The 20,160-nt window shown below is 55.0% G+C and carries 20 protein-coding genes, 1 tRNA gene and 1 pseudogene; 16 read left to right on the top strand and 6 right to left on the bottom strand.

Translation table 11 applies throughout. The annotated features are described in order from the left end of the window. Positions 1 to 390 precede the first annotated feature (390 nt). The 6 genes from SHIM_RS16790 to SHIM_RS16765 all read left to right on the top strand — a co-directional run bounded on the left by SHIM_RS16790 (position 391) and on the right by SHIM_RS16765 (position 5,081). Positions 391 to 1,548 carry a site-specific integrase gene (locus SHIM_RS16790; protein WP_054003824.1) on the top strand — a complete coding sequence of 386 codons (1,158 nt, stop codon included), beginning with the start codon at positions 391 to 393 and terminating at the stop codon, positions 1,546 to 1,548. 50 nt (positions 1,549 to 1,598) lie between these two features. Then, the gene (locus SHIM_RS16785; protein WP_054003823.1) at positions 1,599 to 2,318 is read left to right on the top strand and encodes a hypothetical protein; all 720 of its coding nucleotides are present in this window, start codon (positions 1,599 to 1,601) and stop codon (positions 2,316 to 2,318) included. A 92-nt stretch (positions 2,319 to 2,410) separates the two neighbouring features. Then, positions 2,411 to 2,623, top strand: coding sequence for a helix-turn-helix transcriptional regulator (locus SHIM_RS16780; RefSeq protein WP_054003822.1), 213 nt, complete (start codon positions 2,411 to 2,413; stop codon positions 2,621 to 2,623). 138 nt (positions 2,624 to 2,761) lie between these two features. Then, positions 2,762 to 2,995 (top strand): hypothetical protein, encoded by a 234-nt coding sequence (locus tag SHIM_RS16775; RefSeq protein ID WP_054003821.1) that lies wholly within the window; start codon positions 2,762 to 2,764, stop codon positions 2,993 to 2,995. Positions 2,996 to 3,068: 73 nt separating this feature from the next. Further along, on the top strand, positions 3,069 to 4,280 hold the full coding sequence (locus tag SHIM_RS16770) for a hypothetical protein (protein WP_152926580.1): 1,212 nt from the start codon (positions 3,069 to 3,071) through the stop codon (positions 4,278 to 4,280). Positions 4,281 to 4,559: 279 nt separating this feature from the next. Next, complete coding sequence (locus SHIM_RS16765) at positions 4,560 to 5,081, top strand: HNH endonuclease (RefSeq protein ID WP_054003819.1); 522 nt, start codon at positions 4,560 to 4,562, stop codon at positions 5,079 to 5,081. 209 nt (positions 5,082 to 5,290) lie between these two features. Here SHIM_RS16765 and rpsU read toward each other — a convergent pair whose 3' ends face one another. Next, entirely contained in the window at positions 5,291 to 5,497 is a 207-nt protein-coding gene (gene rpsU, locus SHIM_RS16760) for a 30S ribosomal protein S21 (protein WP_054003771.1), read from the bottom strand. A 358-nt stretch (positions 5,498 to 5,855) separates the two neighbouring features. Between rpsU and SHIM_RS20730 the strand changes: the two genes are divergently transcribed. The 3 genes and pseudogenes from SHIM_RS20730 to SHIM_RS20580 all read left to right on the top strand — a co-directional run. Further along, positions 5,856 to 6,386, top strand: a complete 531-nt coding sequence (locus SHIM_RS20730; protein ID WP_193749947.1) for an SH3 domain-containing protein — start codon at positions 5,856 to 5,858, stop codon at positions 6,384 to 6,386. 473 nt (positions 6,387 to 6,859) lie between these two features. Then, positions 6,860 to 7,264, top strand: a complete 405-nt coding sequence (locus tag SHIM_RS16755; RefSeq protein ID WP_152926579.1) for a Rap1a/Tai family immunity protein — start codon at positions 6,860 to 6,862, stop codon at positions 7,262 to 7,264. Positions 7,265 to 7,689: 425 nt separating this feature from the next. After that, a pseudogene (locus SHIM_RS20580) lies at positions 7,690 to 7,871 on the top strand (IS5/IS1182 family transposase); the annotation flags it as partial. 198 nt (positions 7,872 to 8,069) lie between these two features. On the opposite strand, the gene SHIM_RS16750 reads toward SHIM_RS20580, so the two are convergent. After that, positions 8,070 to 8,273 (bottom strand): hypothetical protein, encoded by a 204-nt coding sequence (locus tag SHIM_RS16750; RefSeq protein ID WP_054003817.1) that lies wholly within the window; start codon positions 8,271 to 8,273, stop codon positions 8,070 to 8,072. 55 nt (positions 8,274 to 8,328) lie between these two features. Here SHIM_RS16750 and SHIM_RS16745 point away from each other — a divergent pair, with 55 nt between their 5' ends. Further along, entirely contained in the window at positions 8,329 to 8,775 is a 447-nt protein-coding gene (locus tag SHIM_RS16745) for a hypothetical protein (RefSeq protein ID WP_152926578.1), read from the top strand. A gap of 279 nt (positions 8,776 to 9,054) precedes the next feature. On the opposite strand, the gene SHIM_RS16740 is transcribed toward SHIM_RS16745, so the two are convergent. Then, positions 9,055 to 9,130 (bottom strand) — tRNA-Lys (locus SHIM_RS16740). 99 nt (positions 9,131 to 9,229) lie between these two features. On the opposite strand from SHIM_RS16740, the gene dapF reads away from it, so the two are divergent. The 5 genes from dapF (at position 9,230) to SHIM_RS16715 (ending at position 13,476) form a co-directional block, all read left to right on the top strand. Further along, the gene (gene dapF, locus SHIM_RS16735; protein WP_054003815.1) at positions 9,230 to 10,075 is read left to right on the top strand and encodes a diaminopimelate epimerase; all 846 of its coding nucleotides are present in this window, start codon (positions 9,230 to 9,232) and stop codon (positions 10,073 to 10,075) included. Continuing rightward, complete coding sequence (mtaB, locus tag SHIM_RS16730; protein WP_054003814.1) at positions 10,072 to 11,334, top strand: tRNA (N(6)-L-threonylcarbamoyladenosine(37)-C(2))-methylthiotransferase MtaB; 1,263 nt, start codon at positions 10,072 to 10,074, stop codon at positions 11,332 to 11,334. Before dapF ends, mtaB begins: the two co-directional genes overlap by 4 nt. 107 nt (positions 11,335 to 11,441) lie before the next feature. Further along, the gene (locus SHIM_RS16725) at positions 11,442 to 12,101 is read left to right on the top strand and encodes a glutathione S-transferase (RefSeq protein WP_054003813.1); all 660 of its coding nucleotides are present in this window, start codon (positions 11,442 to 11,444) and stop codon (positions 12,099 to 12,101) included. 121 nt (positions 12,102 to 12,222) lie between these two features. After that, positions 12,223 to 12,858, top strand: coding sequence for an FMN-binding negative transcriptional regulator (locus SHIM_RS16720; RefSeq protein WP_054003812.1), 636 nt, complete (start codon positions 12,223 to 12,225; stop codon positions 12,856 to 12,858). Between the two features lie 12 nt (positions 12,859 to 12,870). After that, entirely contained in the window at positions 12,871 to 13,476 is a 606-nt protein-coding gene (locus tag SHIM_RS16715) for a glutathione S-transferase (RefSeq protein ID WP_054003971.1), read from the top strand. A 204-nt stretch (positions 13,477 to 13,680) separates the two neighbouring features. Here SHIM_RS16715 and fdhF read toward each other — a convergent pair whose 3' ends face one another. From fdhF to SHIM_RS16700, 3 genes are all read right to left on the bottom strand, one after another. Next, complete coding sequence (gene fdhF / locus SHIM_RS16710) at positions 13,681 to 16,464, bottom strand: formate dehydrogenase subunit alpha (protein WP_054003811.1); 2,784 nt, start codon at positions 16,462 to 16,464, stop codon at positions 13,681 to 13,683. A gap of 1 nt (position 16,465) precedes the next feature. After that, complete coding sequence (locus tag SHIM_RS16705) at positions 16,466 to 18,157, bottom strand: NAD(P)H-dependent oxidoreductase subunit E (RefSeq protein WP_054003810.1); 1,692 nt, start codon at positions 18,155 to 18,157, stop codon at positions 16,466 to 16,468. Positions 18,158 to 18,244: 87 nt separating this feature from the next. Beyond that, positions 18,245 to 19,168 (bottom strand): LysR family transcriptional regulator, encoded by a 924-nt coding sequence (locus tag SHIM_RS16700; RefSeq protein ID WP_241488910.1) that lies wholly within the window; start codon positions 19,166 to 19,168, stop codon positions 18,245 to 18,247. Between the two features lie 429 nt (positions 19,169 to 19,597). On the opposite strand from SHIM_RS16700, the gene petA reads away from it, so the two are divergent. Beyond that, complete coding sequence (petA, locus tag SHIM_RS16695) at positions 19,598 to 20,158, top strand: ubiquinol-cytochrome c reductase iron-sulfur subunit (RefSeq protein ID WP_054003809.1); 561 nt, start codon at positions 19,598 to 19,600, stop codon at positions 20,156 to 20,158. Positions 20,159 to 20,160: the final 2 nt, after the last annotated feature.

The following is a 20,160-nucleotide window of genomic DNA, read 5'->3' as shown; positions in this document are numbered from 1 at the left end:
CGCGCAGTAACCTGTGAAAACCCAACGCCGTGCAGAGACATCTGCGCGGCGTTTTTTTGTTATCGCCCACTCTCTGGCATACCTGCAGTTCATCGAAAGCGCGGAAAAGCGCCAACACCAACAGCCATCATCAGGCTGTTTTGGCGAATCTAGGGGGGAGAAAGTGGTGAGCCGTGATGGGTTCGAACCATCGACCTACTGATTAAAAGAAAACCCAAGCGTGTTTCTCTAGCTTTCTCCAAATTTCGCTCAACTCACAAAAATGAATTAAAATCATAAACTTACGTTGACGGACGCTACGCTGTTGACTCATCAATACCGCTAGAATCCGCCGCACCTTGCTTCCGTATAGCTTCCGGAAGCATCGGCCAATCAAGAGGTGTTCTGGAAATGTTCAAACTGACAAAGCGGGCCGTAGACGGCCTGAAAAGCAGAACCAAGGATTACCTTGTGTGGGACAGCGACATGCGCGGTTTTGGTCTTCGCGTCTACCCAACCGGGAAAAAGACGTACTTGGTTCAATACCGGATCGCCCGTCGCACGCGGCGCGTGACAATTGGACAGCATGGCGTGCTGACAGCCGATGAAGCCAGAAAGCGGGCGCGTCAACTGTTGGGCGATGTAGCGCACGGTGGCGACCCGTCCGGAGAGAAACAAGACCGACGCCGTGCACCAACCGTTGCAGGCCTGTGTGACCGCTTTTTAGAAGAATATGTCGACCAACACTGCAAACCTACGACTGCTCGGGACTATCGAAGTATCATAGGGCGATTGATCCGCCCGCAACTTGGCCCCCTGCAAATCGCCGAAATTACCCGTGCCGATGTTGTTGCGTTCCATCACGGGCTTCGAAACACCCCCTATCAAGCAAATCGAGCGGCAGCGATGCTCTCCAAGCTGTTCAATCTGGCCGAGGATTGGGGCTTGCGACAGTCGGGGTCAAATCCAGCCCGACGGATCAAGAAGTTTCGGGAAGAAGAAAAGAAACGCTATCTTTCAGACGCAGAGCAAAATCGTTTAGGCAGTTCGCTTATGGATGCCTTGGAGGATGGTTCCGAGACCATTCACATTGTCTCAGCTATCCTCTTGTTGATTTACACCGGTTGCCGCCTGAACGAAATTCTGACGCTGCAATGGTCTTATGTCACGACGCACCATTTAGAGTTGCCAGACAGCAAGACTGGCCGAAGACGCATTCCACTACCCAGAGAAGCCTACGACGTCCTGATGGCGATACCCCGGCAACCCGACAATCCATACGTCATTCTCGGCGCATCGGACACTGGCCCTCTTGTGAACTTGCAAAAGCCTTGGAGCCGCATTCGAAAGAAAGCAGGGATTGAAAACGTTCGTATCCACGACCTGCGACACACCTATGCATCCGTAGCAATGAAGGGTGGAATTGATCCTTTCACGTTGAAAGAAATCATGGGTCACAAAAACCTTTCGACAACTTTGAGGTATGCCCATTTGGCCGACGATGCGGTTCAGAGTGCCGCTGGTCAAATCGCAAATCGCCTTGCAAGTGTTTTGGGAAATGTGGCGTAATTGGCCTTGAGCGTTTGAATAATTTCTTTGTGACACGAAAGGTCCATAAAGTGACGCGAACACCACTAGCCCGCCTAAATGAAGCCGACTGGCCAAGTGAAGGCGTGGAAGAGTTACAAGCTAAGTTTACACCCGCTCTTGTACAGGAAGTTTGCGATCGATTTGGCTTGACTGGGAACGATCGAGACATCAGCTTCGAACTCACCAAAGTCCTAATTAGATATCAATCTGCAGCGCGGAAAGCTCTAAAGCCCGATCCGAGTCCACAATCTAAAGAACTGGAACGGCTAAAAAAGGCGATTGCTCGAACCCTAACAATTTTTGAAACTCTATCTGAGGAAAACAAGTCCGCGATTGACGGCGAGATAATGTACCGCGACCCTTTCAATTCAAAGTTCTTTTTCAAAGAACAATTAGATTTCTGGAGAAAGAACGAATACTCCACAAAAACAGCAATGCTCAAACTTACGCAAATTTCTCATGCCATCACATTACTCAAAAACGCTCGTGAAGCAGAAGCTTACATTCCAAGGAAAACGGTTAACAGACCTCTAGATCACTTGATCCAAGATCTAACTCTGAGCTTCGAGCGAGGAACTGATCGAAAAGCAAAAAAATGCAATTACTACGATGACCCCTGCGGCAACTACGTCGGTCAATTCTTTGAATTCATAGTGTTTATTTTGGATCTCTTCGCGCCAAGCAGCTATCACAGCCATGTCGCGCTTGGTAAGCGAATTGAGCGCGTACTTGGTAAGATGGCCATGTAAAGGACACCCAATTCCCGAACGTGATTTCAACTGTCCTTTGAAATACGATCACCAACGCTGCAATTTCCTATTGGCACACCAAGGAGAACATCATGCAGCAGGTCGAAACTAAATCCCAACTCGTCGACGAACGCGAAGCCGCGTCCATCCTTTGCTACAGCGTGCGCGCTTTGCAGAACTGGCGTCATCGTGGTGGCGGGCCGCGCTTTGTCAAAGTGTCGTCACGATCTGTGCGTTACCGCCGTTCCGAACTGGAAAAGTGGATCGAAGAACGCACGATCTCGAACACATCACAGGCCATCTAACACATCAGTTTTGCCCCTGAAGGGTTGGTAGCGTTTCAGGGGTTTTGGGGCCGGACGGCTCTCTTCAGGGCGTGGGGTAAACGCACCTCACGCCCTTTCTATGTCCAACACATCCCGACAATTGGAAAGGAAACCCACATGTCAAATCAACCCGCCTACAAGGTCAAACTGGGCCTAATCACCGCAACAGTCTGGAAGAATGAAAGCTTCTATTCCGTTGATATTGCTCGTTCCTACAAGAGCGGCACAGGCGACTGGCAATCCACGTCCAGTTATTCGCATTCCGACCTTTTGAATGTCGCCAAATGCGCGGAACGCGCGGAAATCTGGATCAGCCGTCAGCTGAATGGAGCCAATCAAAATGCAAATTGACCCCACACTCCGGCCCCAAAACCCCGGCTACCCCGCCGGAGGCTCTGACAACAACCCGCAAGGGCAAAGGGGGGTGATAATAGCATCCCCCTGTAGAAATACAGAACACCCAGAACCCTATCAGGTCCTGCACACCGGCTTTGACACCATCGTTCTGGCAATCAAAACGATCCTACCGCCCGAGTTCCACGCCCATCTTGAGGCGCAAAAGGCCGTCGCCGAAGCAGAACAGCGTGAAGTCCAGATTGATTACAACGGCGTTAAGCTGCTTCTCGGGCACTATGGCGGTGGCGGGTACAGTTATGTTGCCAATGGCGGTGAGTTTGGCGCTCGCTGGGCCTTTAAGAAACCAAACGCCAAAGACCCTTGGGGCGTCCGTGTCACCATCGGCTCAACCTTCCTCGCAACCCTTGGTTTGGGCGCGGCACGTGCCCATGTGGACGGCGTTCTGGAAAAGCTGGGCATGCGGTTTCAGGCGGATGATATCAGCCTGTCGCGTGTCGACATCTGTACCGATATTCTTGCGCCTGATTTCGTGCTGGATCAGGAGGTTTTTGTCATGCACCAAAGGGCCAATCGCAGGGGCCACTTTTCCGACGCGGAAATGTCTGTGAACGGAAGGTCAAGCCGCACGACCTCTGTCACCATTGGCAAAAGCAACCGGCGGCAAGTCATTATCTATGACAAGCGCCTTGAGGTGATCGAGAAACGCAAAGCCCATTGGTGGGCAATCTGGAACCAGACCCGCCGCCTTCAGGGGTTTCCGCCCCTAGACCCCAAAAACCGAAACGAACGCATCTGGCGAATCGAGTTTCGAGCCGGAAAATCCTTGCTCAAAGACACTTGGAACATTCGCACTTGGGCTGACCTCTTTGCACGTTTTGGCGACCTTTGCGCCCAAACTGGAAGCGTCGTTCGCTACACCGATCCCGCCCCAAATGACGGCAACCGTGCCCGTTGGCCCAATCACCCGATTTGGGACATCGCGTGCGCGGAAATTGCCGCCGACCTCTCGGAAATGCGCGAAGGGACCGATCCGAACCCGGTCAAAGCCGTAATCCGTGAACAGCACATTTCCACACTCACCAAGAACATCCGGGGCAGCACTCTGACACTGGCCGCTTTGCACGGCGTTGGGTTTTCTGACCTATCAGAATTTTTCGACAAAACCGCCAAATTGTTTGAAGATGACTTACACTCTCAATCCGAGCACATGCGCAAATTGTTCACGAATGCTCAGGAAAGATACCAATTTATCACGGAAAGACATGGAAAAGCACAGTAATATTCAGAAATTGTCGGAAAATTTGGGGCACAAAAGCACCAGAAAGATACAAATGGTCAGGGGTGATTTTGCGGGAAATTGTACGTAATTGGCGCAAATTTGTAGGGTTTTCGGCCCATAGCTGACTTCGGCCAAGCCTTGCGATTCTGCGACGCAGTTTCCCTAAACCAGACATCCATGAATTTTCAGGAATATTGATGATGAAATACACACTTTGAACAAGTATGGGTATCGGCGGGACATCCTTGTTTCATTTACACCTCGAAGGTTTGAAAAAAAATGGCGCGATCAAAATCAGACATTTCTAATTCTGCCATACGTATCTTTCTTCAAGACGTTGGGACATTTTATGATCAAGAAAGAGGGTTCGATCCTTTCAGGCCAACAGTAATGCAGAAAGACCAATTGTTAGAATACTTTGGATGCCAATGCTGCTTTTGCAATGTTGAAATCGACCGGAAAACTCTTTCCCAAGACCACCTAATTCCTATGAATAAAACTCATCTAGGACTTCATGCTTGGGGCAACGTTGTCCCCTGTTGCCAACGCTGCAATAATGAAAAGCAACAAAAACCTTGGCAAGTCTTTATAGAAGAAAAAGCCCATATCGATGATGTAGAGCGGCGCAAAAGTCTAATCAACTCGTTCGTCGGTGATATGCGTTATGACCCTGCACTCAGTTTGCACAAATATGCGGACAGCCTTTATGAAGATGTGGGAGCTGTTGCCACGACTTTGATAAATTTGCGCTACAAGCAAGCTGAGGAAGCAATAAAGCTGCTCATGACTTCGAATTTGTAGCCAAGTAATTAAATTTGTCGTCAGGTAGATTACCAAATCCGAATGTTGTCATCTATGGCCCGAAGCGGTCATTGGCTTCGGAATGCAGTGAATGGCCCGTTTGGCGGGGCTGACATTTTGGGTTTCCCAATGACGGAAAACTCATTTGATACGAAAAACCCCGTTGCCATCGGACAACGGGGTTCTGTTTTCAAAGAGCTAAGAAACGATTACATCGCTCCCTCGCGCTCCAATTTTTTGCGTGCGAGCTTACGGGCACGTCGGATAGCTTCAGCTTTCTGGCGCGCGTTTTTTTCAGACGGTTTCTCGAAATGCTGCTTGAGCTTCATTTCACGAAAAACGCCTTCTTTCTGGAGCTTCTTTTTTAGCACCCGAAGAGCTTGATCGACATTGTTGTCACGAACACTTACCTGCATGTGGTTTTCACCACCTTTCTAGGATAAAGTTGCAATAATTTGCAGGAACCTGCGGCTTATCAAGGTGAAATTGCTTTGTCGAGTTTGCTGTGAACTCGGACAGTAGCAGCCTTGGGCACTTCAGCTCGCTGGTGCGTCACGTTGTGGACGGCTCCTACCCAGCAAATTCACACTTCCAGCCCTTAGCGGACATTCTGCAATACGCCGCGTGCTGCGCTGTGGTTTCGCGGAAGCAGCCGTTCGTGCTGAATTTGAACAAGTATGTTAATCGCCTACCCTCGAAAAATATGTCCCAAAGACTTGACGCTACAAAATCGTCAACCCACGGTAGCGCCACAGCACGATAAGGTATTTTTAGATGAGCCTCCGTAGATGGGCTATTGTTTTGGGAATTGCTCTGGTCGGCTTGGCCAACATAGACACAGACGAAACGGACGGAACAAAATCAAAGCCTGCTGCACCCTCTAAGGTTGCCGCCCCGAAGCCCAAGAAACACCTAACCCTGTATGTGACGGGCTCGGTTGTGAATGTCCGCAGCGGACCTAGCACCGCCTATGAGAAACTGTTCCAGTTACACAAGGGGCACGCCGTCAAAGAGCTCGAGACACGCGATGGCTGGACAAAACTGTCCTCTAGAAATCGCTCGGGATGGATGTCAAAAAAATATCTGAGCCCCAACAAGCCCCCATCCACGGCTGCTAATTCAGCTAAAAAACGTGCATCTCAGTGCCACCCCAATTACTCAGGTGCATGTGTGCCCATCGCAAGCGATGTAGACTGTGCTGGTGGCAGTGGGAACGGCCCCGCATACGTGCAAGGCCCTGTTCATGTCACTGGTAGAGACGTATATCGTTTGGATCGCGACAAGGACGGGATAGGTTGCGAATGAAACAAAGAAAAGGTCGCGTTTTCACTTAAGTTTCAACTCTGGCAACGTCATTCGGCCCTTTTGAGACTTTCATTGCATTGCGGCATTAGGCAACTTCCAAGCATTCACGATAGACACTTGCGGCCCCGAGCTGACGATGGCTCAAAACTCGTCTAATGGCGGCTCCCAGCCCTTCTACGACATTCGTGCCGGGTGCAGCATGACGAGGCATATGGTGCAATAAGGGCGGATTGCAGACCTTCGCTGCGTGATGCACGATGTAGGTTCAGCGGAATAAGCTGCTATTCCTGATGTCTTCGAACATCAGCGCAATTTACTGAGTGCCGACGCATTGCGAAATTGAAACGATGGCAGTTCTAGGTAGAACGTACTGGGTGGACAGCAAAACCGACGCTTCCCAGAAAACCGGCTTGTTTTTTGCACAGCTACGACCCTACATATCCTCAAGATACTTGCCATGTGAGGATTTCCGGATGAAACCAGTGACAAAGAGCACTTCTATTCTTTCTGTTGCCTTCATTATTGTTGCCTTCTCTTCGGATCGCAGTGCTGCAGAGGTAGGATATAAAACGATTGGCGCTTTGAGGGCAAACTGCCAGTTGGTAAACCAAAAATGGGAAGAACTAGACGAACAGGAACGGATACAGGTCACCGACTGTCGTAGTTACCTAAAAGGTGTATCTGAATTGATGATGACCCTATGTCTGTCTGATGCAGGGAGTGTTCCGCCAATGCTTAAGGCGGACTCAGGCCATTCCATGAGAGCGATAGCTCAAGGCTTCCTTAATTGGGCTGATGACAATCCTAGTCGCTGGTCCGATGCACGCAGGATTGGGGTACACGAAGCAATAAGTTCACAATTTCCATGCGAGAATTAACTGGACTTCAATCTGCCATGTTCATCTTTTGAGCGTCTTGATTGGGCTCGACCAGACCTTCACTGCGCTTTCTCCCAAGGTCTGCATTGGGCCGTTCGCGTCTCGTTGGAACTTCCGGAAAACCCAACTTTGCAAAGCTCACTACCTGCGCATTGCCGCCATTGCCACCTGTCGAAGTAGTTTGTCTGGCGCTCATGAGAATCGGAATTGGTGCCTAAAGGTCGGCTCTCAGCCCCTTCTACGACATTCGCGCCGGGTGCAGCATGACGCATGCTTATGGGGCAGTAAGGGCGGATTCGCTAGGCCAGTCATTCAAGGGCCTAGAATTTCCACCAATTTTCTGAGATTTTATCAGTTTAACCCACAATGTATGCGAAGACGTGTCTCTAGTTGAGGTGTTAACATATTGGTTTACATCGGTGTGATCCCCAAAGGAGTTTGGTTCACCCAAGACGCCTTTTGGTTGTTGTAAGCGGTGGAGCGATATCTGGGTGTTTGCCCGAATTTCGGAGGCCTTGCCGCTGAAGCACTTGACCACAAAACGATTTCACCTGACGCAACGTACCTCAAGGCCCACCGGACAGCTTCCAGCTTGTCGGTCAAAAAGGAGGATTACCTTGAAATGTGATTTTGTGGATATGCAAAATTGCAATCTGGCGCAGCGCTCAGCCTCCTTCCGTGTTCTTGAAGATCCACAACATGTACAGTGGGGCTGGCGGAGGTCACTGACTAATTCAACGGTAACGGTTTCTTTTTTACGTAAGCCCGCTCCCGTTCCGCGAAGAACGGAGGCGGATTAAGTAAGTTAGTGCACTGTGAGCGATGCCTTCACGGACATCAGAAACTCCGCGTCGTTCGCACATCGCGTCATGTCAAAGAACAGCATCAAACTTGGTTCATGATTGTTCAGGTCGGCTTCTTCAAGAAGCCGTTTGGTCCATCGCCGGAAGTCTAGACCCAAAACGACAATCATGTCGTCGTACAATTCGTTTTTTGGAATATTCCTCATAATGTGGGTACTCCTAACTCTGCAACGCCGTTGCAGGTTTACTGGTTACAAATACATGCTTCAGTTTCAGTTTTTCTTTGATAAGTTTAGTGCCGCTCGAATAAAACAACCCTACATAGTTATGGTTAATCTAGCCTTAACCGCCCGATCAGAGTTCAATTTGGCTGAACTACCGGGGAGAGCAGTATCACACGCCGCACCGACACTCGGCCTACTCAAATTCACTGAAGACAAGCAGTTGCCCCATCCCGGGTTTGTAGTTCTTGATTCACCATTGTTGGCATACGAGAAGCCTGAGGATGATGCTGACGATCTGTCTGAGACGGATGTTAATCTACGATTTCTTCAATCACTGACGACCTGGACATCGACCCAGACCATTATCTTAGAAATCAGGAAATCAGTCCCTTCGGAGTTTTCAGAAAGTGAGGGAATTACTAGGTTCACCAAATCGACCACACAGGGGCGCAATGGCTTCTTCCTTGCAGAAGAGTTCCAGTAAACTTCAAGGACCGCTTCGGCGGTTTAAAACAACACCCTTTGCACTTGCAGAGAATGTCTGGTTTCCGCCCGTTCTACCAAAATTACCAGTTCCCAGTTCAAGAAACTCGGAATTGCGTCTCAAAGCGATCTCTCGCAAGGCACCGTGCGGCTTTCCTGTCACACCGATTCACTCAAGAAATGTGTGTTACGTTGCTTCCGTATTGCTTCCGGAAAGCAGAAAGGTACGCATTACCCGCAAGGGGCCGTCACGTAACATATTGATATAAAACGGAAAAAGTGGTGAGCCGTGATGGGTTCGAACCATCGACCTACTGATTAAAAGTCAGTTGCTCTACCAACTGAGCTAACGGCCCACTCTCTGTGGCGCGGTACTATGCTGACTGCGCAGGGCGGTCAAGACGATTCTCAAGAAAAAATGCACGCCTCTGGAAACCGCCTTCCATCAAGCGTATATGCGCGCAATGATCACACGCGCAGATACCCCTTTGGCATTCATGAAAATGCACGGCCTTGGCAACGACTTTGTCGTTGTAGACGCGCGCCTACACGCCTTTGAACTGACCGAAGGCCAGATCACCGCCATCGCAGATCGCCACAAAGGCATTGGATTTGATCAGCTTGCAGTGATCGAAACCCGCAACGATGCGGATGCGCATCTGGTGTTTTACAATGCTGATGGATCGACCTCGGCGGCCTGCGGAAATGCGACGCGCTGCATTGCCCGTTATTTGATGGACGAGTCGGGCGCTGGCACGCTGACGCTGACCACGGACCGTGGCACGCTGCACGCCCGCGACGCGGGGAACGGGCTGACCTCGGTGAATATGGGGCAGCCACAGCTTCTGTGGTCCGAAGTGCCACTCTCCCGCGAAATGGACACGCTCGCCCTGCCAATTGACGGTGCGCCAACGGCAACCGGCATGGGCAATCCGCATTGCACCTTCTTTGTTGATGATGCCGAGGCCGTGGATATCGACTCCTTTGGTGCGGCGCACGAGCATCACCCATTGTATCCCGCGCGCACCAATGTGCAGGTCGCGCAGATCATCGGCACCGACCACATCCGTATGCGCGTCTGGGAGCGCGGTGTGGGCACAACTTTGGCCTCAGGCTCCTCAAGCTGCGCCACCGCCGTTGCCGCGCATCGTCGTGGCCTGACAGGCCGCTCTGTGCAGATAGAGCTTGATGGCGGCAGCATCTGGATCGACTGGCGCGACGATGGCGTCTGGATGACGGGCGCCACCGAACATGTGATGAGCGGCGAATTCACCGCTGCTTTTCTGGCGGGCGCAAAATGACCGACGCCCCACCCAAATTCGCCACACTCGGATGCCGTCTGAATTCTTATGAATCCGAAGCGATGAAAGACATGGCGCAAACCGCCGGTCTGGAAAACGCCGTGATCGTCAACACCTGCGCCGTGACGGCCGAAGCCGTGCGCAAATCGCGGCAGGAAATCCGCCGCCTGCGACGTGAAAACCCTGATGCCAACATCATCGTGACCGGCTGTGCCGCGCAGACCGAACCGGCAACCTTTGCCGCCATGGGCGAGGTCGACAAGGTCATCGGCAACAATGAGAAAATGAACCCCGCCACATGGCAGGGCATGGCCGCGGATTTTATTGGCGACACCGAAAAAGTCATGGTGGACGACATCATGTCGGTCACCGAGACCGCCGGACACCTGATCGACGGGTTTGGCACCCGGTCTCGTGCCTATGTGCAGGTCCAAAACGGCTGTGACCACCGCTGCACTTTCTGCATCATCCCGTACGGCCGCGGCAATTCGCGGTCTGTGCCCGCGGGTGTTGTGGTCGATCAGATCAAACGGCTGGTGGACAAGGGTTTCAACGAGGTTGTGTTGACCGGTGTCGACCTGACCAGCTGGGGCGCGGACCTGCCCGCTGCGCCAAAACTCGGCGATCTGGTGATGCGCATTCTGAAACTGGTGCCGGACCTGCCTCGCCTGCGGATCAGTTCGATTGACAGCATCGAGGTCGATGAAAACCTGATGATGGCGATTGCGACCGAGTCGCGCCTGATGCCGCATTTGCATTTGTCGCTGCAACACGGCGACGACCTGATCCTGAAACGCATGAAACGCCGGCATTTGCGCGATGACGCAATCCGGTTTTGTGAAGAGGCCAAAAAACTCCGTCCTGACATGACCTATGGCGCAGACATCATCGCGGGCTTCCCTACGGAAACTGAGGCACATTTTGAGAACTCTATGAAACTGGTGGATGACTGCGACCTGACTTGGCTGCATGTGTTTCCTTATTCCAAACGCGAAGGTACGCCAGCGGCAAAAATTCCGACGCAAGTGAACGGCGCCATTATCAAAGAACGAGCAGCCCGCCTGCGCGAAGCCGGGCAGGCGCAAGTCGCGCGGCATTTGCAGGGCCAACTTGGCAAAACCCATCACATCCTGATGGAAAACCCGCACATGGGACGTACGGAACAATTCACCGAAGTCGCATTTGACGCCGCCCAAACCGAAGGGGCGATCGTGACCGCACCGATTTTGGACCTGCGTGGATCGCAACTGGTGGCATGAGGTGTAGGCGTGGTGCTCCCGCCATCTCCGACACCCTGCGGGTGCCGCAAGATGTTGGGCCACGCCGCGCTGCGCGCGGTTTAGGTATTTAGGGAACAAAAAAAGCTATGATGCCGATCCTGTACAGCTTTCGTCGCTGCCCATATGCGATACGGGCACGTTTGGCCTTGGCTGTGTCAGCGGTCGAGGTCGAATTGCGCGAGATTGTGTTGCGCGACAAAGCGCCTGCGTTTCTGGCCGTGTCGCCCAGCGCAACGGTGCCTTGTCTGGACCATGCAGGTTCGGTGATCGATGAAAGCCTCGACATTATGATTTGGGCCCTGGGGCAAAACGACCCGATGGGGTGGTTGCACATGCCCGACCAAGGGCACGCGCTGATTGCTGAGGCCGACGGGCCATTCAAAGCCGCATTGGATCACACCAAGTACCACACCCGCTATCCAGAGCTTGATCCGCAAGCCAGCCGCGCCGCGGCGATGGCCTTTCTGACCAACCTCGAGACCCAGCTTGGTGACGGGTTTCTTTTTGGCACCGCGCCAAGCCTTGCCGACATGGCAATCTTACCGTTTGTGCGCCAGTTTGCATTTATCGACAAATCCCGATTTGACGCGGACGCAGGTCCGAATATGTCGCGTTGGCTGGAAACCTTCCTGACAAGCGATCTTTTCGCAACCATCATGCCCAAACTGCCCAAATGGGGCGAAGGCGATGCCCCGACGGTCTTTGCGGGCACGATCACGCCGCCACAGGTTGCTCCGCAGGCGTAGCCTGCCAAGCCGCAAGGCACTCCTTTAGATCACGTACTCTTTGCCCTCACATCACGATTTGGCGGTTGCCATACATCCGCGCGCGCGGCACCATCACCGCGACTTAAGAACGAGCCGAACAATGCACCCAAATCCCACCTTCCGCGACGCAGACGCCGCCCAGAACCTTGCCTTTGCACGCGACCGCGGCTTTGGCGTTCTGACGCTCTCAACTGATGGCGCTCCCTTGCTGTCCCACGTGCCGTTTTTGGTGAGCGGAGACGGCAGTTGTGTGGATCTGCACCTGGTGCGGTCCAACCCAATGGCGCGCGCGTTACGGGACCCAAAAACAGCATGTCTCGCGGTCAGTGGGCCAGACAGCTATGTCAGCCCGGACTGGTACGACATGGATGATCAGGTGCCAACATGGAACTATGTTGCTGTGCACCTGACCGGCACGCTCGCGCCGCTGCCACAAAGCGACCTGCCTGACTTGCTGGATCGCCTTTCAGACCATTTTGAGGCGCAACTTCTGCCCAAACCACCCTGGAGCAGCGACAAGATGGATAGCGAGGCCTACACACGTATGCTGCGCATGATCCAGCCGTTCCGGCTGCAGATCGCTGATGTTCAGGGCACTTGGAAACTGGGCCAGAACAAACCCACAGAGGCGCGCCACGCAGCCGCCCGACAGATGGCCGCGCAATCGGTTGGCTCGCACACACGCGAGTTGGCCGCCATGATGCAATCGCCCGTTTCAGACCCCAAAAAGGATTAACCCATGTCCCGCCTGCAATTGATCCACTCCCCCGCCTCGCCTTTCGTGCGCAAGGTACGGGTGACGCTGGCCGAAACGAACCAGACCGGCGATGTCGATCTGGTGCGCGTACAGACAACGGCGCTGTCCACCGCCGACGAGGCCGCCGCAGCCAACCCGCTGGGCAAAATCCCGGCGTTGGTCCGGCCCGATGGTCCGGCAATCTATGACAGTCGCGTGATCTGCCGCTACTTTGTGGCCCGCGCCGGGGCTGACCTCTATCCCGAGGATCGGCTGTGGGACGTGCTGACGCTGGAAGCCACCGCAGACGGGATCCTCGAATCCGCAGTTTCGATGGTCTACGAGAAACGCCTGCGCCCCGCCGAAATCGTTTTTGACGACTGGCTCGAAGCACAATGGGGCAAAGTCGCGGGCGCGCTGGATGCGCTCGATGATCGCTGGATGAGCCACCTGCACGGCCCGCTGGATATGGGACAGATCGGTGTTGGCTGCGCACTTGGCTATCTGGATTTTCGTCATGGCGATCGTGACTGGCGTCAAGGACGGGACAATCTGGCCTCATGGTACGAGACATTTGGCGTGCGAGACAGCATGGTCGCCACCGCCCCAAGCGACTGACGACACACGGCCGAACCGCAGCTACATTTAATTCGCGACTCAAACAAAATACTTTATCTGGGCGCTGAAATCGGCTACCGATTTGCTGTCGGCACGCCTTTTAATAGGTCAGCCGGCGGCCTTGCTGCTGTCTAAGGGGTTTAACAGTGGCGAGGGGGACTCCGGTGGCGAAGCGCCGCAATCGCCTCACCACCGGAGTTCATTTCATTCCGCCGCGACGGGTGTTTCCGCTTTTTCCACACGCACCGCCGAGAATTTAAACTCGGGGATTTTGCCGTATGGGTCCAGCGCCGCATTGGTCAGGATGTTGGCCGCCGCTTCGACATAGGCAAACGGCAGGAACACGTTGTCCGGCGCCACAGCCCGATCCGCACGCGCCATCACGGTCACGGTGCCACGCCGCGTTGACAGCGCAATATAGCCACCCGCCTCGACACCCAGTTTGCGCAATGTCGACGGATGCAACGAACAGTTGGCTTCCGGCTCCAGCGCATCCAGCGTGCTGGCGCGCCGCGTCATCGAGCCTGTGTGCCAATGCTCCAGCTGACGACCCGTGATCAACACAAACGGATACTCCGCGTCCGGCACTTCATCCGGCGGAATCACCGATGCGGGCGTGAACCGCGCACGGTTGTTGTCGCGTGGGAACCCATCGCCAAACACAATCGCCTGACCTGGGTCTTCGGGGCTGAGCGACGGATAAGTCACCGCCTCACCCTCAAGCCGCTCCCACGTGATGTTGTCGAGCGAACCCATATTGAGCTTCATCTCGGCAAACACCTCTTTGGGGTGCGTATAATCCCAATTCAGACCCAACCGTTTGGCCAGTTCGACCTCGATCCACCAGTCTTCTTTTGCCTCACCCGGAGGCGACGTCACAGGCCGCCCCATCTGCACCTGACGGTTGGTGTTGGTCACAGTGCCGGATTTTTCATACCACGCCGACGACGGCAGGATCACATCCGCATAGTTCGCCGTTTCCGTAAGGAAGATGTCCTGCACCACCAGATGGTCCAGCTTGGCCAAAGCCGCGCGGGCGTGGTCCACATCAGGGTCAGACATCGCAGGGTTTTCACCCAGAATATACATGCCCTTGATGTCGCCATCATGGATTGCATGCATGATTTCGACCACAGTCAGACCCTTCTCACTCGAGAAATCCTCCGACTGCCAGACGTCGGTAAACGCCGAGCGCACGCCGTCGTCCGTAACCGACTGATAATCCGGCAAGAACATCGGGATCAGACCCGCGTCCGACGCGCCCTGCACGTTGTTCTGCCCCCGCAGCGGGTGCAGCCCAGCGCCGGGTTTGCCAACGTTGCCGGTCATCAACGCCAGCGAGATCAGACAGCGCGCATTATCGGTGCCGTGGATGTGTTGGCTGACGCCCATCCCCCAGAAAATCATGCCTGCTTTGCCAGCCGCAAACGTCCGCGCAGCATCCCGCAACAACGCGGGATCAAGACCACAGATCGGCTCCATCGCTTCAGGAGAGAACCCCTTCAGATGCGCTTTCATCTCTTCCCAGTTCTCGGTGAACTGGGCGATGTAGTCTGCGTCATAAAGCTCTTCTTCGACGATCACATGCATGATCGCATTCAGCATCGACACATCCGCACCGGGTTTGAACTGCAACTTGTGGCTTGCATGCCGCCCAAGACCCACACCGCGCGGGTCACAGACAATCAACTTGCCGCCACGCTTGGCGAACTGTTTGAAATACGTCGCCGCCACAGGGTGGTTCTCGATCGGGTTACAGCCGATCGCAATCGCCACATCGGCGTTCTCGATCTCGTTAAAGGTCGCCGTCACCGCGCCCGAACCCACGTTTTCCAGCAACGCCGACACGGACGAGGCATGACACAGCCGCGTACAGTGATCGACGTTGTTGTGGCCAAAACCCTGACGGATCAGTTTCTGGAACAGGTAAGCTTCTTCGTTGGAGCATTTCGCAGAGCCAAAGCCCGCAATATTTGTGCCTTTCTCCGCCCGCAGACGCTTCATGCCACCGGCAGCGAAATCCAACGCTTCATCCCACGTCGCTTCGCGGAAATGCGTCAACAGATTTCCGGGGTCGACGTTCAATCCTTTGGCTGGCGCGTCATCACGACGAATAAGCGGCTTGGTCAAACGGTGCGGGTGGTCGATATAATCAAACCCAAAACGGCCTTTGACGCACAGCCGGTTTTCATTGGCTGGCCCATCAATGCCTTCGACATATTTGATCTTATCGTCTTTGACCTTGAAGCTGATCTGACACCCCACACCGCAATAGGGGCAGATGCTTTTGACTTCGTGATCATAATCCGCGCTGTCACCGGCGCCGTCCTCGTCCAGCACAGCCGCAGGCATCAACGCCCCTGTTGGGCACGCCTGCACACATTCACCACAAGCCACACAGCTTGACGCACCCATGTCGTCGCCCTGATCGAACACAATCTGCGCGGTGTTGTTGCGCCCAGACATGCCGATCACGTCGTTGACCTGCACTTCGCGGCACGCCCGCACACACAGATTGCAATGGATACAGGCGTCCAGATTGACGCTCATCGCCACGTGGCTGGCATCCAACAGCGGCACGCGCTCGGCTTCCTTGGCAGGAAAGCGGCTCTCGTCTACACCAACCTGCGCCGCCATATCCCAGAAATGGCTCGACGCGTCGTGTTTGACGTCTGGCTGATCCGCAACCAGCAACTCCATCACCACCTCGCGCGCCTTGGTGGCACGCGCGCTTTCGGAATGCACAATCATGCCCTCTGCGGCTTCGCGAATACAGGATGCCACCAACGTGCGTTCGCCTTCGACCTCAACCATGCAGGCGCGGCAGTTGCCATCGGGTCGATAGCCTTTGGCCGGCTTGTGGCACAGGTGCGGGATTACAAAGCCCTGCCCGTTCGCCGCGTCCCAAATAGATGTGCCTGCGGGAACGGTCACGTCTTTGCCGTTCAAGGAAAAGGTCACCATGTCGATCTGTGCGCCATCAGCCATCTCAGATCTCCTCCGCGAAATGTTTCATCGTCAACCGGATCGGGTTTGGCGCCGCCTGCCCCAGACCACAGATCGAGGCATCGCCCATCACCTGACACAACTCTTCTAACAACGACTGATCCCAGCTGTCCGCCTGCATCAGCTTCACTGCTTTCTCACAGCCCGCCCGACATGGTGTGCACTGCCCACAGCTTTCATCCTCAAAGAACTTCAGCATATTAACCGCCGCGTCCCGCGCGCTGTCCTGATCGGACAGAACCACCACGGCGGCAGAGCCAATAAAGGTCCCATGCGGCTGCAAGGTGTCAAAATCCAGCGGGACATCATTTAGCGTCGCTGGCAACAATCCCGACGACGGCCCACCTGGTTGGTACGCCTTGAACACGTGCCCGTCGGCCATACCGCCCGCCGCTTCGATCACGTCGTCAATCGTCGACCCAGCAGGCAGCAAGTACACGCTTGGATTTTTCACCCGCCCCGACACCGAATAGTTTCGCAGCCCGGTGCGCCCGTTCTTCTCAACCGAATTCAACACCTCAGGACCAAACCGCGCGATCCGTGCGACCCAATAAAGCGTCTCGACATTGTGCACGAGCGTTGGCTGCCCAAAAATACCGACCTGCGCCACAAAAGGCGGGCGGTGACGTGGCAGGCCACGCTTGCCTTCGATGGATTCAATCATGGCGCTCTCTTCGCCACAGATATAGGCCCCCGCGCCGCGTCGGACCTCAATAAAGCCCGCCTCGACGATACCATCGTCGACCAACCGCCCGATTTCGCGGTTCAGGATGTGGATCACACCTGGATTTTCGTCGCGCATGTAGATGTAGCAAGTCACGGCCTCGACCGCCCAAGCCGCAATCAACATACCCTCAAGGAACATATGCGGATTGCGCTCAAGGTGATGGCGATCCTTGAATGTGCCCGGCTCGCCTTCGTCGCCGTTCACCGCGAGATAGCGCGGACCGGGATTGGCACGTACAAAGCCCCATTTGGTGCCTGCGGGAAAACCCGCGCCGCCCAAACCTCGCAGACCGGCCTCGCCGATCTTGGCTTGTACCTCTTCCCAATCGCCGTTTTCACGCAGCTCGCGCAGCTTTCGGTATCCGCCGTCTGCCTTGTACTCCGTCAGACCTTGGTAATCGATCACCGCCGGATGCACCTGTCCGGCCTCCATCGCGGCCAAAACCTTGTTCTCAGTGGCATAGGTGATGTGGTTATGGCCCAGCTCGACAACAGGCGCGGTGTCGCACCGCCCCATGCAAGGCGCGCGCAACACACGCACAGCCGCCGGGTCCACACCGTCGCGCAGGGCCTGTGCCAATTGATCGGCACCGGCCAACTCACAAGAGAGCGATTCGCACACGCGGATGGTCAAGGCAGGCGGCGGCGCCTCTCCATCACCCACCAAATCAAAGTGCGCATAGAAGGTAGCAACCTCATAAATCTCAGCCTGAGCAAGGCGCATCTCTTCGGCCAGCGCGCGGATATGGGCTGCGGACAGATGGCCATAAGTATCTTGAATCAGATGCAGAAACTCGATCAGCAGATCACGTCGGCGCGGTGTATCGCCCAACAGCGTCTGCACTTCGCTCAGCGCGACATCATCAACTTGACGCCCCTTTGGGGTGCGCCGCGATTTGCCGGTGCCCTTTTTCTTCCAGACGCCTTTTTGATCGTCGAGTGGTGCCATCTTAGCCTCCCTGCCAGAGGGAAAGCCTCGCATCACACAATTTGATAATCAATCAACAATAATTTAATTCGCCATAACTATTGGTTATCACGCAAAGTCCGATAAATCCAATGTGCGGCGCAAAGCTTCGACTGTGGAAAGACCTGGATGACGATGGGCGGAAACCAGACTCACGTCTTTCTCAACCACCGGCGCCTCCAACTCCAAAGCCACCAACCCAGCATTCTTGCCAAACGCCTCTGCCAGCCCTTCGGGCACAACCGTTGCCGCCATACCATTGGCCGCCATCACCATAGCCGAGGTGAACTCGCCGGTTTCGGCGATCACGTCCGGTACCATGCCAACTTCGCGAAACACCAGATCAAGGATACGCCGGTTCTGCATCCCCGGCTCCAACAACGCCAGCGGCAGCTCAGCCGCCTCTGCCCAGGTTGCTTTGCCATTGGCCCTTGGTGCCAGAGCGGCTGGCGCAAGCAGCAAATACCGCTCATCATAAAGGTGCTCGACTCGCATCAAATCCGGCGAAACGCCTTCGCCGTAGGTTATGCCCGCATCATAAAGCCCGTTTTCCAAACCTTGCTGGATCGCCAGAGAGCTCGCGGCCTGCAGTCGCACGGTGATACCGGGATTGCCATGACGCAGGCGCTGCACCACACCGGCCGCATAGGCCACCGCCGTTGGCACAACCCCAAGCGCCAACTGTCCGGTGACGTCACCGCCAGCTGAACGAAACTCTTCTTCAAGCAGTTTCATGTTGTCCATAATTTTGCGACCGTGGCGCAGCAAAGCCTCGCCGGCAGGCGTAAAGCCCTGAAAGCGGTTGCCACGTTTGACGATGGCGGAATCCAGACGCTCCTCGAGCTTGCGGATCCGCATCGAGAACGCCGGCTGCGACACCCCGCAGTCTTCGGCCGCGCGTGCAAAATGGCGATGACGCGCCAAAGACGACAGGAATTCCAGATCCTTGAGGCTGATCACTGACGCTGCTCCATTGATGCGAGTATGATGCATCTCTCTAGCGCAATGTGCGTCAGCGAACCAGAAGCAGCGTATTGCCGCCCTCTGATTCGCCCTGCGAAAACCGCGACAGCTGTTATCCAGAGGGGGCCAGCCCCCACCGCGCATCCGCGCGGCTCCCCCGAGGTATTTGACGAACAAAAAGCCAAGGGGGCCGACGAAACCTTGTGCACGACCGCCCAATCCGCACGCAGTGCACAGCCTGTGCGCCGCAGGCGCTCCTTTGGATCACGCCCGCAAACCTGTTTCGTCGCTCAATTTGTCAAGACTTCAAGCGCGACAGAGGGACGCTGTGGGACGTATCTGGCGAATGTTCGCTGGACGGGTGCGATCCCCTTCGTTAAATAGCGGCGGGGAGAGGCTGCGGGACACCGCGGCCCGGAGCTTATTGGCCGGATTCGGCTGAAGAATGGAGAGAACCTCGTGTCCCACGCAGAAGACCACGAAGGCACCCGGAGAGACTTTCTCTACTACGCCACGGCTGGCGCCGGTGCCGTAACCGCAGGCGCCGCAGTTTGGCCCCTCGTCAACCAGATGAACCCTTCCGCCGATGTACGTGCGCTGTCGTCAATTCGCGTCGACACATCCGGCATCGAGCAAGGCACCCAGCTGACCGTCAAATGGTTGGGCAAGCCGGTGTTCATCCGTCGCCGCACGCAAGCGGAAATCGACGATGCCCGTGCCGTCACAATGGATGATTTGTCGATCGACCAAGGCAGCCAGAACGCCAACAAACCCGACACCGACGCAGCGGATGAAAACCGCAGCATGGATGAAGCTGGCGAATGGCTGGTGATGATGGGTGTGTGTACGCACCTTGGCTGTGTGCCTCTGGGCGACGGCGCTGGTGACTTCGGTGGCTGGTTCTGCCCGTGCCACGGGTCTCACTACGACACATCCGGCCGCATCCGCAAAGGTCCGGCGCCTGAAAACCTCCACGTTCCGATTGCCTCGTTTGAGGGCAGCGAACTGGTCCTCGGATAAGG

Origin of the sequence: Shimia sp. SK013, from assembly GCF_001292625.1 — a bacterium.
Classification (GTDB): Bacteria; Pseudomonadota; Alphaproteobacteria; order Rhodobacterales; family Rhodobacteraceae; genus Shimia.
The sequence above is the reverse complement of the archived record's forward strand: the minus strand, read 5'-3'. Positions and strand labels throughout refer to the sequence as shown.

Excerpts from the sequence above, each read along its gene's own strand:
- SHIM_RS16790 (WP_054003824.1), top strand. The coding sequence starts at position 391 with ATGTTCAAACTGACAAAGCGGGCCGTAGACGGCCTGAAAAGCAGAACC.
- SHIM_RS16780 (WP_054003822.1), top strand. The coding sequence starts at position 2,411 with ATGCAGCAGGTCGAAACTAAATCCCAACTCGTCGACGAACGCGAAGCC.
- SHIM_RS16775 (WP_054003821.1), top strand. The coding sequence starts at position 2,762 with ATGTCAAATCAACCCGCCTACAAGGTCAAACTGGGCCTAATCACCGCA.
- SHIM_RS16765 (WP_054003819.1), top strand. The coding sequence starts at position 4,560 with ATGGCGCGATCAAAATCAGACATTTCTAATTCTGCCATACGTATCTTT.
- rpsU (WP_054003771.1), bottom strand. The coding sequence starts at position 5,497 with ATGCAGGTAAGTGTTCGTGACAACAATGTCGATCAAGCTCTTCGGGTG.
- SHIM_RS20730 (WP_193749947.1), top strand. The coding sequence starts at position 5,856 with ATGAGCCTCCGTAGATGGGCTATTGTTTTGGGAATTGCTCTGGTCGGC.
- SHIM_RS16755 (WP_152926579.1), top strand. The coding sequence starts at position 6,860 with ATGAAACCAGTGACAAAGAGCACTTCTATTCTTTCTGTTGCCTTCATT.
- SHIM_RS16750 (WP_054003817.1), bottom strand. The coding sequence starts at position 8,273 with ATGAGGAATATTCCAAAAAACGAATTGTACGACGACATGATTGTCGTT.
- SHIM_RS16745 (WP_152926578.1), top strand. The coding sequence starts at position 8,329 with ATGCTTCAGTTTCAGTTTTTCTTTGATAAGTTTAGTGCCGCTCGAATA.
- dapF (WP_054003815.1), top strand. The coding sequence starts at position 9,230 with ATGCGCGCAATGATCACACGCGCAGATACCCCTTTGGCATTCATGAAA.
- mtaB (WP_054003814.1), top strand. The coding sequence starts at position 10,072 with ATGACCGACGCCCCACCCAAATTCGCCACACTCGGATGCCGTCTGAAT.
- SHIM_RS16725 (WP_054003813.1), top strand. The coding sequence starts at position 11,442 with ATGATGCCGATCCTGTACAGCTTTCGTCGCTGCCCATATGCGATACGG.
- SHIM_RS16720 (WP_054003812.1), top strand. The coding sequence starts at position 12,223 with ATGCACCCAAATCCCACCTTCCGCGACGCAGACGCCGCCCAGAACCTT.
- fdhF (WP_054003811.1), bottom strand. The coding sequence starts at position 16,464 with ATGGCTGATGGCGCACAGATCGACATGGTGACCTTTTCCTTGAACGGC.
- SHIM_RS16705 (WP_054003810.1), bottom strand. The coding sequence starts at position 18,157 with ATGGCACCACTCGACGATCAAAAAGGCGTCTGGAAGAAAAAGGGCACC.
- SHIM_RS16700 (WP_241488910.1), bottom strand. The coding sequence starts at position 19,168 with ATGCATCATACTCGCATCAATGGAGCAGCGTCAGTGATCAGCCTCAAG.